At 68.1% G+C, this 14,699-nt stretch carries 13 protein-coding genes; 6 read left to right on the forward strand and 7 right to left on the reverse strand.

Annotated elements, in window-relative coordinates; genetic code table 11:
- Positions 1 to 2 precede the first annotated feature (2 nt).
- The 5 genes from EV643_RS01960 to paaN all read right to left on the reverse strand — a co-directional run bounded on the left by EV643_RS01960 (position 3) and on the right by paaN (position 6,339).
- Complete coding sequence (locus EV643_RS01960) at positions 3 to 1,280, reverse strand: ABC transporter substrate-binding protein (RefSeq protein WP_133798177.1); 1,278 nt, start codon at positions 1,278 to 1,280, stop codon at positions 3 to 5.
- A gap of 216 nt (positions 1,281 to 1,496) precedes the next feature.
- Positions 1,497 to 2,528 carry a zinc-dependent alcohol dehydrogenase family protein gene (locus EV643_RS01965; RefSeq protein WP_133798178.1) on the reverse strand — a complete coding sequence of 344 codons (1,032 nt, stop codon included), beginning with the start codon at positions 2,526 to 2,528 and terminating at the stop codon, positions 1,497 to 1,499.
- A 160-nt stretch (positions 2,529 to 2,688) separates the two neighbouring features.
- Entirely contained in the window at positions 2,689 to 3,207 is a 519-nt protein-coding gene (locus tag EV643_RS01970; RefSeq protein WP_133798179.1) for a flavin reductase family protein, read from the reverse strand.
- 77 nt (positions 3,208 to 3,284) lie between these two features.
- A complete protein-coding gene (locus EV643_RS01975) occupies positions 3,285 to 4,673 on the reverse strand; it encodes a serine hydrolase domain-containing protein (protein ID WP_133798180.1) in 1,389 nt (462 codons plus the stop codon).
- Positions 4,666 to 6,339 carry a phenylacetic acid degradation protein PaaN gene (paaN, locus tag EV643_RS01980; protein WP_133798181.1) on the reverse strand — a complete coding sequence of 558 codons (1,674 nt, stop codon included), beginning with the start codon at positions 6,337 to 6,339 and terminating at the stop codon, positions 4,666 to 4,668. Before paaN ends, EV643_RS01975 begins: the two co-directional genes overlap by 8 nt.
- 103 nt (positions 6,340 to 6,442) lie before the next feature.
- On the opposite strand from paaN, the gene paaI reads away from it, so the two are divergent.
- The 3 genes from paaI to paaK are packed head-to-tail and all read left to right on the forward strand — an operon-like array spanning position 6,443 to position 9,396.
- Positions 6,443 to 6,868 carry a hydroxyphenylacetyl-CoA thioesterase PaaI gene (gene paaI, locus EV643_RS01985; protein WP_133798182.1) on the forward strand — a complete coding sequence of 142 codons (426 nt, stop codon included), beginning with the start codon at positions 6,443 to 6,445 and terminating at the stop codon, positions 6,866 to 6,868.
- A complete protein-coding gene (gene pcaF, locus EV643_RS01990; protein ID WP_133798183.1) occupies positions 6,865 to 8,070 on the forward strand; it encodes a 3-oxoadipyl-CoA thiolase in 1,206 nt (401 codons plus the stop codon). Before paaI ends, pcaF begins: the two co-directional genes overlap by 4 nt.
- Before the next feature lie 18 nt (positions 8,071 to 8,088).
- A complete protein-coding gene (paaK, locus tag EV643_RS01995) occupies positions 8,089 to 9,396 on the forward strand; it encodes a phenylacetate--CoA ligase PaaK (protein WP_133798184.1) in 1,308 nt (435 codons plus the stop codon).
- A 120-nt stretch (positions 9,397 to 9,516) separates the two neighbouring features.
- Here the strand turns inward: paaK and EV643_RS02000 are convergent, their stop codons facing one another.
- A complete protein-coding gene (locus EV643_RS02000; RefSeq protein WP_133798185.1) occupies positions 9,517 to 10,245 on the reverse strand; it encodes a MerR family transcriptional regulator in 729 nt (242 codons plus the stop codon).
- 66 nt (positions 10,246 to 10,311) lie between these two features.
- Positions 10,312 to 10,932, reverse strand: coding sequence for a TetR/AcrR family transcriptional regulator (locus EV643_RS02005; protein WP_133798186.1), 621 nt, complete (start codon positions 10,930 to 10,932; stop codon positions 10,312 to 10,314).
- Between the two features lie 162 nt (positions 10,933 to 11,094).
- On the opposite strand from EV643_RS02005, the gene EV643_RS02010 reads away from it, so the two are divergent.
- The 3 genes from EV643_RS02010 to EV643_RS02020 all read left to right on the forward strand — a co-directional run bounded on the left by EV643_RS02010 (position 11,095) and on the right by EV643_RS02020 (position 14,655).
- Positions 11,095 to 11,892 (forward strand): SDR family NAD(P)-dependent oxidoreductase, encoded by a 798-nt coding sequence (locus EV643_RS02010; RefSeq protein WP_133798187.1) that lies wholly within the window; start codon positions 11,095 to 11,097, stop codon positions 11,890 to 11,892.
- A gap of 1 nt (position 11,893) precedes the next feature.
- A complete protein-coding gene (locus EV643_RS02015) occupies positions 11,894 to 13,009 on the forward strand; it encodes a DUF5938 domain-containing protein (protein WP_133798188.1) in 1,116 nt (371 codons plus the stop codon).
- A 62-nt stretch (positions 13,010 to 13,071) separates the two neighbouring features.
- Complete coding sequence (locus tag EV643_RS02020) at positions 13,072 to 14,655, forward strand: acyl-CoA synthetase (RefSeq protein ID WP_133798189.1); 1,584 nt, start codon at positions 13,072 to 13,074, stop codon at positions 14,653 to 14,655.
- Positions 14,656 to 14,699: the final 44 nt, after the last annotated feature.

The raw sequence follows: 14,699 nt of genomic DNA on the forward strand, positions 1-14,699 counted from the left end.
CATCAGCTCGTCTTCATCGCGGCGCCCAGCGCCGACTGCAGCTTGGCGACGTCCTGGCTACCGCTGAACTGGCTGATCGCGGACAGGATGTCGTTGTTCTGCCCGAGCGAGCAGGCGGCACCGTGGGCGCAGGACGGCACGATCTTGTCCTTCGCCCAGTCCGCCATCGCGGCCTGCTGGTACTTCGGGTAGTCCGACGGCTGCGCGTCCGACCGGGCCGGGATCGAGCCCTTCTTGGTGTTGAAGGCCTTCTGGCCCTCGGCCGAGCCGACGACCTTCAGCCAGCACTTGGCGCCGTCGGGGTTCTTCCCGCCCGTCGGCTGCGTGAAGGAGTCCGCCAGGTACTGGAAGTTGCCCGCCGTACCCGGGGCCGGCCAGTAGGTGTACGCCGAGTCCGGCACCTTGTCGGCCAACTGCTGCGCGGCGACCCAGTCACCCATCAGCGTGTAGCCGGCCTGGCCCTTGTTGACGTACCCCAGCGCGTCCGGCCAGTCGATCGCCTCGCGGTCGGAGTTGGTGTAGGACAGCAGCTTCTTGTACTTGTCCAGCGCGGCGGTGACGTCGGCGCCGGCCCAGTCGGTCTCGTTCTTCCACAGACCGGTGAACTTGTCCGCGCCGAGCTCGGCCAGCAGCACCGCCTCGACCAGCATCTCCTGCGCGAAGCCCTTGGAGATCGCCAGCGGCGCCTTGACCCCGGCGGCCTTCAGCTTGTCCATGTCCGCGATCCACGCGTCCACCGTGGCCGGTGCCGTGGTGCCGTCGATGTTCGCCTTCTTCAGCACGGCCGGGTTGGCCCACACGACGTTCGCGCGGTGCACGTTGGCCGGGATCGAGTAGATCTTGCCGTCGACGGTCAGGTTGTCGATCAGGCTCTGCGGGAAGGCCTTGTCCAGGCCGAATTCCTTGTAGAGGCCGCTGACGTCATCGACCTGGCCGGCCTTGATGTAGTCGCCCAGCTCGGCACCTGCGTGCGCCTGGAACGTGGACGGCGGGTTGCCCGAGGACAGGTCGTTCGCGAGCACCTGCTTGGCGTTCGCGCCGGCGCCACCGGCTACCGCGGAGTTCACGAACTTGAAGTCCTTGCACTCGGTGCCGAACGTCGAGACCAGCCCGTCCAGACCGGCCTTCTCACCACCGTCGGCCCACCAGGTGAAGACGGTGACGTCCTTGCTCGCCGCGGAGTCGCCGCTCCCGCCGTCGTCGCTGTTTCCGCAGGCACTGACCGCGAGAAGACCCGCCGCACTCAGCACCGCGACGGTCCTGCTCAGACCACCACGCATGATTCACTCTCCGCTCAACTCGTGGAGCCGCTTGTGACAACGATCCCCCTTGACGGCCCAACTCTGGGCACGCGGCAGGTCGGGTGTCAACGCTCCGCGCAGGCGCGTTGCGCACCCGTGATGCCGCGCGCACCGCTGGTATGAGAGCGCACACATTCCGCGCCCGCCGCCCAGCCGAAGCCGCCGCCTGAACCAGGGCCGCGACCTCGCCGGGGTTCAGGGCCGGAGCAAGGTCTTGATCGCGCGGCGCTCGTGCATCGCTTTGTAGCCCTCGGCCACATCCGCCAGCGGCAACTCGAGGTCGAAGACCAGTCCGGGGTTGATCTCGCCGGCCAGCACGTCCGCCATCAGTTCCGGCAGGTACGCCCGGACCGGCGCGACCCCACCGGCCAGCCCGACGTTCTTGCCGAACATCCGCCCGATCGGGATCTCCACCCCATGCGGTACGCCGACGAACCCGACCGTCGACCCGGCCCGTGCGACTGCGAACGCAGTCTTGAACGACTGATCCGTCCCGACACACTCCAGTACCGCGTCCGCGCCGACCCCGTCGGTCAGTTCCAGTACCGCGTCCCGGGCAGCGTCACCGCGTTCGGCAATGATGTGCGTGGCACCGAATTCCTTCGCGATCTTCTGCCGTGACTCGTGCCGCGACAACGCGACCACCCGCTCGGCCCCCATCCGAACCGCGGACAGTACGCCGCAAAGCCCGACCGCACCATCACCGACGACCACAACGGTGTGACCAGGTTCCACTCGCGCGGCGCGAGCGGCATGCCAGCCGGTACCCATCACGTCGGACAGGGTCAGCAACGACGGGATCAACGCGTCGTCGGGGACGTCGGGGGTCGCGACGAGCGTGCCATCGGCGTACGGGACCTTCGCCCATTCGCCCTGGCCGCCATCCGCGCGGGGTCCGCCGATGCCGACGATGTTCTGGCAGACGGACTGGTAGCCGGCCAGGCAGTTCGGGCAGGTGCCGTCGCTCGCCACGAACGGCGTGACGACGAAGTCGCCCGGCTTGACGGTCCGGACGTCCGCGCCGACCTCGCGCACGATGCCGACGTATTCATGCCCGATCCGGCTGCCCGGGGTGATCTTGTTCTCGCCCCGATAGGGCCACAGATCCGACCCGCAGATGCACCCGGCCACGATCTCGATCACGGCATCCGTCGGATCCTCGATCACCGGATCCGGCACCTCCGACAGCCGGACGTCGAACGGGGCATGAATAGTCGTCGCTCGCATGCCCGTCACCCTACGACCTCGCGTCCGCCCGCATCTCAAAGGCGGACCTCTGAGCTGCATGGTTAGCCCATCAGATTCCGAGGGGGTAACCATGCGGCTGGAAGGTTAGCCTCTGAGATGTCGGCGGCGGCGGCGGGCGCGGGCGAGTGGGTGGCGGTTGCTAGAGGGCGATGTAGCGGCCTCGGCGGTGGATGAGTGCCGGTTGGTCGTCGGGGAGGAGTTCGACGTGGGCGATTTCGAGGTGGACTTGGAGGGACCAGCCGACTTCGGGTGGGGCGTCGGAGACGAGGCGGCAGCCGGCCCAGGTGGTGACGCCGACCGGGGCCGGACCCCAGTCCGTGTCGGTCCAGTCGATCATGCGGAACGGGCCGCCCGGTGCCGGTGCGACGTAGCCGAAGGCGTCGGCGAGTTGCTGGTGCGGTCCGCCCAATAGCGAAACCACAGCGGTCTTTGCCGAGCGCAACGTTTCCCAGAGGTCGGAGTCCGGGTCGATCAGGCCGACCACGATCCCCGGATCCCCGTCCGCGACCAGCATTGACGACACGGTCAGCCCGGCCCGCGTTCCGCCGTACGAGCTGGTCCACAGCCCGACCGGCGACGGCAGCCGCCCGCGGAACCGGCGTACCGGCTTCCGCTCGGACTCCGCGTCCATGAACGGATGGTCCCCGTGAATCGTCATCCCCGCCACCTTCCCACACTGTGTCTTTCCCACAACGTCCGAAGAACCGCGGCCTAGAGCGCTCGTTTCTTCGGACGCTACGCGGTGCGGACGCGGTCGGGCAGGTGGAACGCGTCGATGGGGTGGAGGAGGAGGCCGCTGGAACCGCGGACGGACTCCACCGCGCCATCACCAGAAAACGTGTAGCGATAGGTCTCGCCGTAGGCGCCATAGCCGGTGCCACCGCCGGTGACCAGGAGACTGCAGTCGTCGATGGGCTCCAGGGTCTGCGGTTCGACCGTCGGATCCAAGGCAGTCGGGTCGAGCGCATACAGCCGGCCGCCGAGGACCGCGATGTCGACCACGCCCCACAGATTCGCGAACCGACCGGTGAAGCGCGCCAGATCCGCACCCTCGCCACGGTCCTTCGACTCAGCGAGGTCGACCAGCTTCAACAGCACCTCGGCGAGCTGTACGGCCGGACCGTCGATCGCGTTGGTCAGCACGGCCACCGCGATCCGGCGTCCCTGGTCGACCAGGGACCGGGTGATGTGCCCCGGATACCCGCCGCCGTGCCCGAACACGTCCCGCTTGGCGACCTTCACGACCATCAATCCCAGCCCGTACCTCGGCCCGTCCTCCGCACCGGTCTGCCAGAGCGGATGCTGCATCAGCCGTTTGGACTTGTCGGACAGGAGCCGGTCGTCACCATGCAGATGCGCAGACCAATAGGTGACCAGATCCCGCGCGGTCCCGTAGAACCCAGTCGCCGCCGCGAGCGCACGCGTATCGACGTGCTCGATCGGCACCCGCGCGGCCGAGTAGGCCAGCGAGCTGTACCCCGACGCGTACTCGGCGCCGCGCGATGGTTCCAGTTCCGGACCGAGATCGTTCAGCCCGAGCTTGCCGACGATCGTGGTCCGCACGTGCTCGGCATACGACGTCCCCGTGACCGCCTCGATCACCAGGCCGAGCAGGCCGTAACCGATGTTCGAGTACTTGAACCGCTCGTTCTCCGGGATCACCGCGGACCCGGCGTCGCGCAGTACGGCGAGCAGCTGGTCGCGATCCGGGAACGGCATCGCGAGCTGCCAGAAGTCGGCCTCGCGGCTGTCCCGGGTAACGCCGCCCGCGTGGCTCAGCAGGTCGCGCAGGGTCAGCTCACCAAGCGGGGTGCCGACAAGCTCGGTGACGTGCATCGCGGCCTTGTCGTCCAGCCGGAGCCGGCCCTGCTCGACCAGTTGCAGCACTGCGGTCGCGGTGAACGTCTTCGAGTGCGACGCGATCCGGAACAGGTGCTGCTCGGTGAGCTCGACGCCTCCTTCGACGTCGGCCAGCCCGTACGCCGCCGAGTAGGCGACCCGATCCGCGGCGTACACGGCCGCCTGGACGCCCGGAATCCGTTGATACCGCTGGTTGAACGCCAACCAGCGGTCGTAGTACGCGAGTGCTTCGGTCACGTTCGCGGGGTCCGGCGCATCAGACATGACGCCTAGACTGAATGACGCGGAAGCGACTCGCAACGTAAGCGCCGTCGGTGTACGTGGCGTTCGCGGCAGGATTCGCGCCGGTGCCGTGGAAGTCGCTGAAAGCAGCCGATTGATTGACGAAGACCTGGCCGGTCAGGTTCTCCGACAGCGCCACGCCGACCTCGAGGGCAGCTTCACGAGCGGTGTCCAAGACGTCCTCGCTGGTCGAGTAGATCCCGGCCGTCATCGCACCACCCGCGGTGACCGTCTGCCGGAACAGCTCGATCGACTCGTCGGTGCCGCCGGTGCGGACCACGAACGACACCGGCCCGAAGCACTCGCGCCCGTAGACCTCCTCGGCCTTCGCGTCGATCGCGACCAGCAGCGGCGTCCGAACAACCGCGGCGGGAAAGGCCGGATGCGTGATCGCGCGGGACTCCAGCACGACGTCGCCGTACTCCGGGGCCTTCTCGAGCCGGGAGATCACGGCGGGGTTCACGATGCCGCCGAGCAGTTCGACCGCGCGGGCGTCGTCAGCGAGCAGCTTGCCGATCGAGTTCGCGATCCCGGCGCCGACCTCGTCGAACGACTTGGGTCCCTCGTCGGTCTGGATCCCACCGGCCGGGACGAACAGGTTCTGGGTCGTGGTGCACATCTGTCCGGAGTACAGGGCGAGGGTGAAGGCGAGGTTGTTGCAGAGCGCCTTGAACGAGTCGGTCGAGTCGATGATGACCGCGTTCACGCCGGCCTTCTCGGTGAAGACCTCGGCCTGGGTGGCGTTCTGCTCCAGCCACTGGCCGAACTCGCTGCCGCCGGTGAAGTCGATCAGCTTCACCTCGGGCCGCTGCGCAAGCGGTTTCGCCAGGCCGTCGCCGGGCTGCTCAGCGGCCAGCGTCACGAGGTTCGGGTCGAAACCGGCCTCGGTGAGCACCTCGCGGCACACGTCGACGGTGATCGCGAGCGGCAGGACGGCGAGCGGGTGCGGCTTGACCACGACGGCGTTGCCGGTGACGAGGGAGGCGAACAGGCCGGGCCAGGAGTTCCAGGTCGGGAAGGTGTTGCAGCCGATCACCAGCGCGACCCCGCGGCCGACGACGGTGAAGTTCTTCTGCATCCGGATCGGGTCGCCCTTGGCCGGCTTCTCCCAGACCGCCTCGGCGGGGTACCGGTTCATCTCCTCGTACGCATAAGCGATCGCCTCCAGCGCGCGGTCGAGCGCGTGCGCGCCGCCGGCCTGGAACGCCATCACGAACGCCTGACCACTGGTGAACTGGACCGCGTTGGCCAGCTCGAAGACGCGCTTGTGCAGCCGGTCGAGGATCTCGCACGTGACCCCGACGCGCGTCTCGATCCCGCCCTTTCGCCAGTCGATCATGCCCTTCCGGGCAGCCGCGAGCAGCTCATCCAGGCCGGCCTCGGTGGTCCGCGGGTACTGCACCTGCAACGGCAGCCCGTACGGCGACTGCTCGGTGCTGACCGTGCCGTCCGACCCCGGCGTCTCGACCGGGTACGTCGTCCCGAGGTGCGCCTCGAACGCGGCCTTGCCGTCCGCGGCGGCGGTCTCGCCGTACACCCGCGGGCTGGGCGACTCCGGGAACGCGGAGTAGTAGCCCCGACTGCGGATCGCGGCCAGTGCGCCGTCCAGGCGGTCGCGGTGCGCGGAGAACCAATCGGTACCGGTCATGAGGTGCGCTCCAAGCTTCGGTGGTCTAGCCAGCCTAAATGTTACAGTCATTGCTCGGTCTGGGGATAGAGTGTCACAACAGCCCTTTCGGTCAGGTGGACTCATGGGTGAAGAACTGGCGGCCCGGGTTGCCGCGGCGATGTGGGCCGAGGACACGGCCAGCGCCGCCCTGGGCATGCGGATCGTCGACGTCGGTGAAGGTACGGCGGAGGTGGAGATGACGGTTCGCGAAGACATGGTGAACGGGCACGGCATCGCGCATGGTGGATTCGTGTTCTGCCTGGCCGACTCCGCGTTCGCCTTCGCCTGCAACTCGCGCAACCAGGTCAGCGTCGCGCAGGCGTGCGACATCGTCTTCGTCGCCCCGGCCCAGCGCGGCGACCGGCTCGTCGCCGAGGCGCGGGAGCGGACGTCGTACGGCCGCAACGGCATCTACGACGTGACCGTCCGCCGCGGCAACGAGGTGATCGCCGAGTTCCGCGGCCGCAGCCGCCAGTTGTCCGGCACAGTCATCAAGGAGGATTCATGACCCGCGTGGCCTACCTGGTCGACGGCGTCCGTACCCCGATCGGCCGGTACGGCGGCGCGCTCGCCGCGGTCCGCCCGGACGATCTCGCGGCGCATGTCGTCTCGTCGTTGCTGGCCCGGTATCCCGGCCTGGACCCGGCGTCGGTGGACGACGTCGTGCTGGGCTGCGCGAACCAGGCCGGCGAGGACAACCGGAACGTGGCGCGGATGGCCGTATTGCTCGCCGGGCTGCCGGAAAGCGTCCCGGGTTCGACGATCAACCGGCTCTGCGGGTCGGGTCTGGACGCCGTCGCTTCGGCCGCGCGCTCGATCATCGCGGGCGACAACTCGGTGGTGATCGCCGGTGGGGTCGAGTCGATGTCGCGGGCACCGTTTGCGATGCCCAAGGCAACTACCCCGTTCTCCCGATCGGCGGAGATCTTCGACACGACGATCGGCTGGCGGTTCGTGAATCCCTTGCTGCAAAGGCAGTACGGGATCGACTCGATGCCCGAGACCGCCGAGAACGTGGCCGCCGACTTCGGCGTATCCCGCGAGGACCAGGACCTGTTCGCGTTGCGCAGTCAACAGCGCGCCGCCAAGGCTCAGGCGAACGGACGGCTGGCCGAGGAGATCGTGCCGGTCTCGATTCCCGGCAAACGTGGCGCGGTCACCGTGGTCGAGGTCGACGAGCATCCCCGCGAGACGTCGCTGGAAGCCCTTGCAGCGTTGAAGACTCCGTTCCGCGAACCCGGCACCGTGACCGCCGGCAACGCATCCGGCGTCAACGACGGAGCCGCGGCGCTGCTGGTGATGAGCGGCGAAGCGGTCGAGCGACTCGGCGTCACCCCGCTGGCCCGGATCGTCGGCACCGCGGCGGCCGGGGTCCCACCGCGGATCATGGGCATCGGCCCGGCGCCCGCGACCCGCAAGCTCCTCGGCCGCACCGGCGTCGCCCTTTCCGACGTCGACGTGATCGAGCTGAACGAGGCCTTCGCCTCCCAATCGCTCGCAGTACTACGTGACCTCGGCCTCCCCGACGACGCCGAGCACGTCAACCCCAACGGCGGCGCCATCGCGCTCGGTCACCCCCTCGGCATGTCCGGCGCCCGCCTCGCTCTGACCGCCGCACTCGAGCTTCGCCACCGCGACGCCGGGTACGCGCTGACCACGATGTGCATCGGCGTCGGCCAAGGCATCGCCACCCTCTTGGCCCGCCCCTGATTTCGGAGGCGTTGTTTCATGACGGACTTCTTAGGAGATCCGTGCCCGGTCGAGCTCCAGGACGACGGCGAGAAGCTGTCGACCGACGAACTCCGAACGCGGCAACTCGTCCAGCTCCAGACGACCGTGCGCGCGGCGTACGAGAATGTGCCGCACTATCGGGCCGCCCTCGACAGTGTGGGGTTCAAGCCGGGCGACCTGCGGGAGTTGTCCGATCTGGGCCGGCTGCCATTCACCGGTAAACAGGATCTGCGGGAGAACTACCCCTTCGGTATGTTCGCCGTACCCCGCTCCGAGGTGGTCCGCATCCACGCCTCCTCCGGTACGACGGGACGGCCGACCGTGGTCGGGTACACCCGGGGTGACATCGATCGATGGGCCGACCTGATCGCCCGGTCGATCCGCGCGGCTGGTGGACGTGCGGGCGACGTTTGCCACGTGGCCTACGGATACGGGCTGTTCACCGGCGGATTGGGCGCGCACTACGGCGCCGAACGGCTCGGGTGCACGGTGGTCCCGGTGTCCGGCGGGATGACCGAACGACAGGTCGACCTGATCCGCGATTTCGGTGCTCAGATCGTCATGGTGACCCCGTCGTACTTCCTGTCCATCCTCGACGAGATGGATGCCCGCGGCATGGATCCGCGCGAAACCTCTTTGCGGGTAGGAATTTTCGGGGCCGAACCGTGGACCGAGCAGATGCGCACCGAGGTGGAGAGCCGGACCGGGATGCACGCGGTCGACATCTACGGGCTGTCCGAGGTGATGGGGCCCGGTGTCGCGCAGGAATGCGTGGAGACCAAGGACGGACTGCACATCTGGGAGGACCACTTCTACCCGGAGATCATGGACCCGGTGACCGGCGAGGTGCTGCCCGACGGCGAACTCGGCGAGCTGGTCTTCACCACGCTGACCAAGGAGGCGTTCCCGGTACTGCGCTACCGCACGCGCGACCTGACCCGGCTACTGCCCGGAACCGCACGGCCGGGGATGCGCCGGATGGAGAAGATCACCGGGCGCACCGACGACATGATGATCGTCCGGGGCGTGAACGTGTTCCCCACCCAGATCGAGGAACAGATCCTGCTGGTGGAAGGCCTCACTCCGCATTACCTGTGCGTCCTGACCCGTCCGGGCCGACTCGACGAGCTCACGGTCCGGGTCGAGGCCGCACCCGGTCTGACCGACCACGGCCCACCCGCGGCGGCCCTCTCACACCGGATCAAGACCCACATCGGCATCACCGCAACCGTCGAGGTTCTGCCTCCGCACGCCCTCGAACGCTCCCTAGGCAAGGCCAAACGCATCAGCGACCAACGCCACTGACGTTGCGCCCTCACCAAATCTCAGAGGCTAACCTCCGCTGTTGATGGTTGCCCACTCAGATTCCCAGGGGGCAACCATCAACCGCGGAGGTTAGCCTTCGAGATTCGGTGAGGAGGGGGGTCAGGTGAGGGGGATTGTGGGGGCGGGGTCGTCGAGGTGGGGGCGCCGGCGGGTTGGGGTGGGGCGGATGTGGGGGCGGACTAGGGCCTCGACTTCGAAGTCTTCGAGGCCGAACTTGGTGGCGATCGCGTGGTACGGCTCGCCGGCGCGCGCGTGGTCGACCACGTCCTCGACCCGGATCAGCTCGACCTCGCCGGGCCCGGCCGCGTTCCCGGCGCCTTCGAGGATGGGCTGGCCGTACGAGCGGAGCGGATCCACCAGCACGTCGACGTCGGAGTACACGACCAGGCGGAGCGTGGCGGCGTACCCGTCGTCGGCCCAGCCCACGGCGGCGGAGCCGCGGCGTACGACGCCGGGGAGACCGCCTTGGCTGTCGCGGATCCGTTCCCAAGCGGGATCCCGGCCCTCGGCGGCGATCTCGATCAGCAGGTCGCGGCCGTCGTGCGCGAGGCCCTGCCAGGCCAGTGGATAGTGGCGACCGGCCTTGGAGCGCAGGGCAACGGCCGCGTCGCCGATCGCCTGCAGGGAAAGGCCCGCCTGCCGCAACTGCCGCAGCATGTGCGTCTCGACCAGACCGGCGAAGGTGATCGTCGCCTCCCCGCGGCCGGGTGACTCGACGGCCTCCAGCGCGCCCGAACGCAGCCAGTGGCCCAGCGTCGTCGCGGGGAGCCCAAGGTGCAGGGAAACCTCGGCCCGGGTGTAGCTGGGCAGGTCAAACCGTGGATCCACGTCACGCAACCTCACTTGCGGAGATGTCACCCTCAGACCGACAGGATGCCAGTCCGGAGGGACATCTCAGGCTTCGAGGAGCTTGGGGAGCGTCTGGACCACACCGGAGCGGAGATCCTCCAACGCGGCGGGATCACCGGACAGTTGGCGGAGCAACGCCTGCTGGAAGAGACCGTCGAGCAGGCCGTACGCCGTGGCCGGGGTAACCGAAGGCGGGCGATCGCTCAGGTCGGCGTACGTGCTGACGATGCGCCAGATCATCGACTCCAGCGACTTGTCGATCTCCAGCACGTCGGTGCGGAAGGACTCCTCGAACAGCGCCTGGTTGCGCAGGTCGTACCAGAGCCGGTGCAGCGCGGCGTCCTCCCGGCAGGTGCCCGCCAACGCCTCGGCGAAGTCCTCGCGCAGGTCCTCGGCGGACTCGGCGGTCGTCACGATCTGGTCGTACCGGGTGACGCACTCGGCCTTGTAGACCTTGACGCAGTGCGTGATCAGCTCGACCTTGTCGCGGAAGTAGTAGTGCAGCACGCCGTGCGAGAACTCGGAGTTCTGGGCGATCTCGCGCAGGCTGGTCCGGGCATAGCCGAGCTCGGACAGTGTGCGCAACGCGGACGTGGCCAGCTGAGCGCGGCGCTCGGCGAACTTGTCCACCTGGCGGCGCGAGATCCGGTCCGTCACCTCGGTCATCGGCGAGCCTCCTGATCGGAGTGTACCCAAGCCAGAGGATTTTCTTGACAGTTGTCCAAGAAAGTCTTGACGACTGTCAAGAACTCGATGACGCTGTGCTCAACGCCCGGTCACCGCCTCACCGGTGACCAGGCGTCCATTGCACCCCCGAGAGGAGCAGCCATGTACGACCTGTCCGGGAGGAAGGCCCTGGTGACCGGAGGCGCGCGCGGCCTCGGCGCCGGGATGGCCGAAGCACTGGCCAGAGCCGGGGCCGCCGTCGTGATCGCCGACATCCAGGAGGACCTCGGCAAGGCCACGGCGGACGCCCTGAAGGACGCCGGCGGGAAGGCCGCGTTCGTCCCGCTGGACGTGACCGACGACGCGAACTGGGAGGCCGCGGTCAACGCCGCGATCGGCGAGCTCGGCGGTCTCGACATCCTGGTGAACAACGCCGGTGTCGAGCTGTCCGGCCTGGTCGTCGATCTCGACCCGGCCGATATGCGGAAGATGCTGGAGATCAACGTGCTCGGTACGGCGCTCGGCCTGAAACACGCGTTCCGGGCGATGCGACCGGGTGGACCGGCGGGGTCTGGTGGCTCGGTGGTCAACATCTCCAGCGTCGCGGCGACCATCCCGTTCCCCGGGATCGCGGGGTACTCGGCGACCAAGTCCGCGGTTGACCGGCTGACCCGGGTCGCCGCGCTGGAATCCGGCAAGCTCGGGTACGGCGTACGGGTGAACTGCGTGTACCCCGGACTGGTGCCGACCGAGATGGGGATGAAGCTGGCGCAGGACATGGTCACGCTCGGACTCTGGCCGTCGGCCGAAGCCGCGGTCGGCGACGTGATCGGGCTGACCCCGCTCGGCCGGCTCGGCGAGGTGTCGGACATGGCCGACGCGGTCGTGTTCCTCGCCTCCGACGCGTCCCGCTTCATCACCGGCGCGGGGTTGCCCGTCGACGGTGGGATGGGGATGTGAGATGACCAAACCCGTTGTCGTGTACGGCGCCTCGGGGTACACCGGACGCCTCGTCTGCGAGTACCTGCGCGAGTACAACGTGCCCTTCATCGCGGCCGGGCGGGACAAGGCCCGGATCCAGGAGGTGCTCGACAAGGTCCCCGGGATCGACACCGTCGACCACGAGGTCGTCGAGGTGGAGCACGAGGTCAGTGCGCTGACCGAGCTGTTCCGCGGCGCTAAGGTGGTCAGCAACATGGTCGGCCCGTTCGTGCGGTACGGCCCGACGGTGGTGGAGTCTGCGCTGGCCGCGGGCTGCCACTACCTCGACACCACCGGCGAGCAGGACTGGTTGCTGGACGCGCAGAGCGGTTGGAGCGACAAGTTCGCCGGTCAAGGCCTGCTGCTCTCCCCCGGCGTCGCTCAGATGTACACCACCGGCGAGATCGCCGCGAACATCTGCCTGGAGACGCCGGGTCTCGACACGCTCGACATTCTCGTGCTCTGGAAGGGATTCCCGACCTACGCGTCGACCCAGACGATCTTCACCATCCTCAAGGCCGACTGGCACTACCTGGAGCAGAACCAGCTGGTGAAGTGGGATCCGCTGACCACGTTCGAGGTGAACGTACCCGGCCAGCATGCTTCGGCGCTCGCTCTGCCTTGGGGTGGTACGAGCCATCCCGTCTGGTTCCGGAACGATCCCCGGGTGGCCAACGTCAAGGTCGCCGGCGGGGTGTTCGACCGGACCGTCATGCAGGGCGTCGTCGAGGCCGTGAAGATGGTCGAGACTCAGATCAAGACGCTGCCGGCCGACCAGCAGGAGGCCGCTCTCGGCGAGGTGGCCGCCTCGGTCCAGGCCAGCATGCCGCCGCGGGAGAACCCTCGGGTGAACACGTCGCTCGACTCCGTCTACGCGACCGGACCGCTCGGCCGGGCGCACTGCGTGATCCACGGCAACAGCAACTACAAGCAGACCGGTCTGCTCCAGGCCTATGCGGCGTACTCGTTGCTGCAGCAGCCGCCGAAGCGGACGGGTCTCGCCTCCGCCTGCCAGGCCTTCGGGCATCGCGAACTGCTCGGCGTACTGCGCAGCTTCGGGCTGGTGCTCGAGCCGGTGCTGACCGTCCATCACTGAAGGACCGGGCGCGGGGGCGTTTCCCCGGGACGCTCCCGCACCTGTTCAACCGAGGAGCACGCGTGAGGTTGCACGACTATCTGGACAAGGGGACGTCGCTGGGGGCGGACCGGCCCTGTCTGACCATGACCGGGACCGACCGGGGCGATGGGGTGGGGAAGGTAGCAGCCAGCCTGAGCTACGCGGAGGTGCAGGAGTTCTCGAACCAGGTCGCGCGGGCGTTGCAGACGTCCGGGATCGCGCCGGGCGACAAGGTGGCGATCCTGTCGGCGAACAACCCGATCGCGTTCGCTTGCGTGTTCGGGATCTCCCGGGCCGGTGCCGTCTGGTGCCCGGTGAACCCGCGGAACGAGGCGGCCGAGAACCAGGAACTGCTCGACGCCTTCGACTGCTCGGCCCTGATCTTCCAGCAGGCATTCCTGCCTTTGGTACAACGGATCCTGCCGCAGCTGCCGAAGTTGCGACTGGTCGTCTGCCTGGACGCCTCGGTGCCTGAGGCAACCAGTCTGGTGACCTGGCTGGACGGCGTACCAGCTGATCCGCTGCCGGAACCGCTGCTCGCCGACGATCTAGCCTTGCTGGTCGGCACGGGTGGGACCACCGGCCGCCCGAAGGGCGTGATGCTGACCGAGCGGAACCTGGAGACCATGTCGGCGATCACGCTGATGAGCTACCCGTTCGAGGGACGCCCGGTCTATCTCGCGCTCGCGCCGCTCACCCATGCGGCCGGTGTCCTCTGCTTCCCGGTCCTCACCCTGGGCGGCGAGATCGTGGTGATGCCTGCACCGGACCTGCCCGAATTCCTCGCGCTGATCGAGCGGCACCGGGTCACGCATACCTTCCTGCCACCGACGTTGATCTACCTACTGCTCGGCCAGGACGCCTTGTCCACAACGGATCTGAGCTCCCTGCAATGCTTCTGGTACGGCGCCGCCCCGATGTCGGCCACTCGGCTGGAAGAGGCATTGGAACGGATCGGGCCGGTGATGGCGCAGCTGTTCGGTCAGAGCGAGGCGCCGATGATGATCTCGACGATGGCGCCGGCCGACCACTTCCACCCCGACTCCTCGCCCGCGGTCGAGCGGTTCGCCTCGGCCGGGCGACCGAGTCCGCTGACGCAGGTGGCGATCATGGCGGACGACGGGCGGCTCCTGGACCGCGGTGAACGCGGGGAGATCGTGGTCCGGGGGTCGCTCGTGATGGCCGGTTACTACCAGAACCCGGAGGCGACGGCAGCCGCATCGGCGTACGGGTGGCACCACACGGGGGACATCGGGTTCCTCGACGACGACAACTACCTCTACATCGTGGACAGGGCGAAAGACATGATCATCACCGGTGGGTTCAACGTGTACTCGGCCGAGGTCGAGCAGGCGCTGATGACGTACCCGGCGATCCAGGATTGCGCGGTCGTGGGGCTGCCGGACGAGAAGTGGGGTGAGCGGGTGACGGCGGTGGTGCAGCTGCATCCGGGGCTGACCGTGTCCGAGTCGGAGCTGCGCAACTACGTCAAGGGCCGGCTGGGCAGCGTGAAGGCGCCCAAGCAGGTGGAGGTGTGGAAGGAGCTGCCGCGCTCGAAGGTGGGCAAGGTGCTGAAGAACGAGGTCAAGACAATTCTGTTGGAGCTCGGCCGATCCGGAGGATAAGGTCTGGTCGAGTCGAGAGGAGGTGAGCCCGATGTCGAGCTGTA

Source organism: Kribbella caucasensis (genome assembly GCF_004361855.1).
Lineage (GTDB): Bacteria > Actinomycetota > Actinomycetes > Propionibacteriales > Kribbellaceae > Kribbella > Kribbella caucasensis.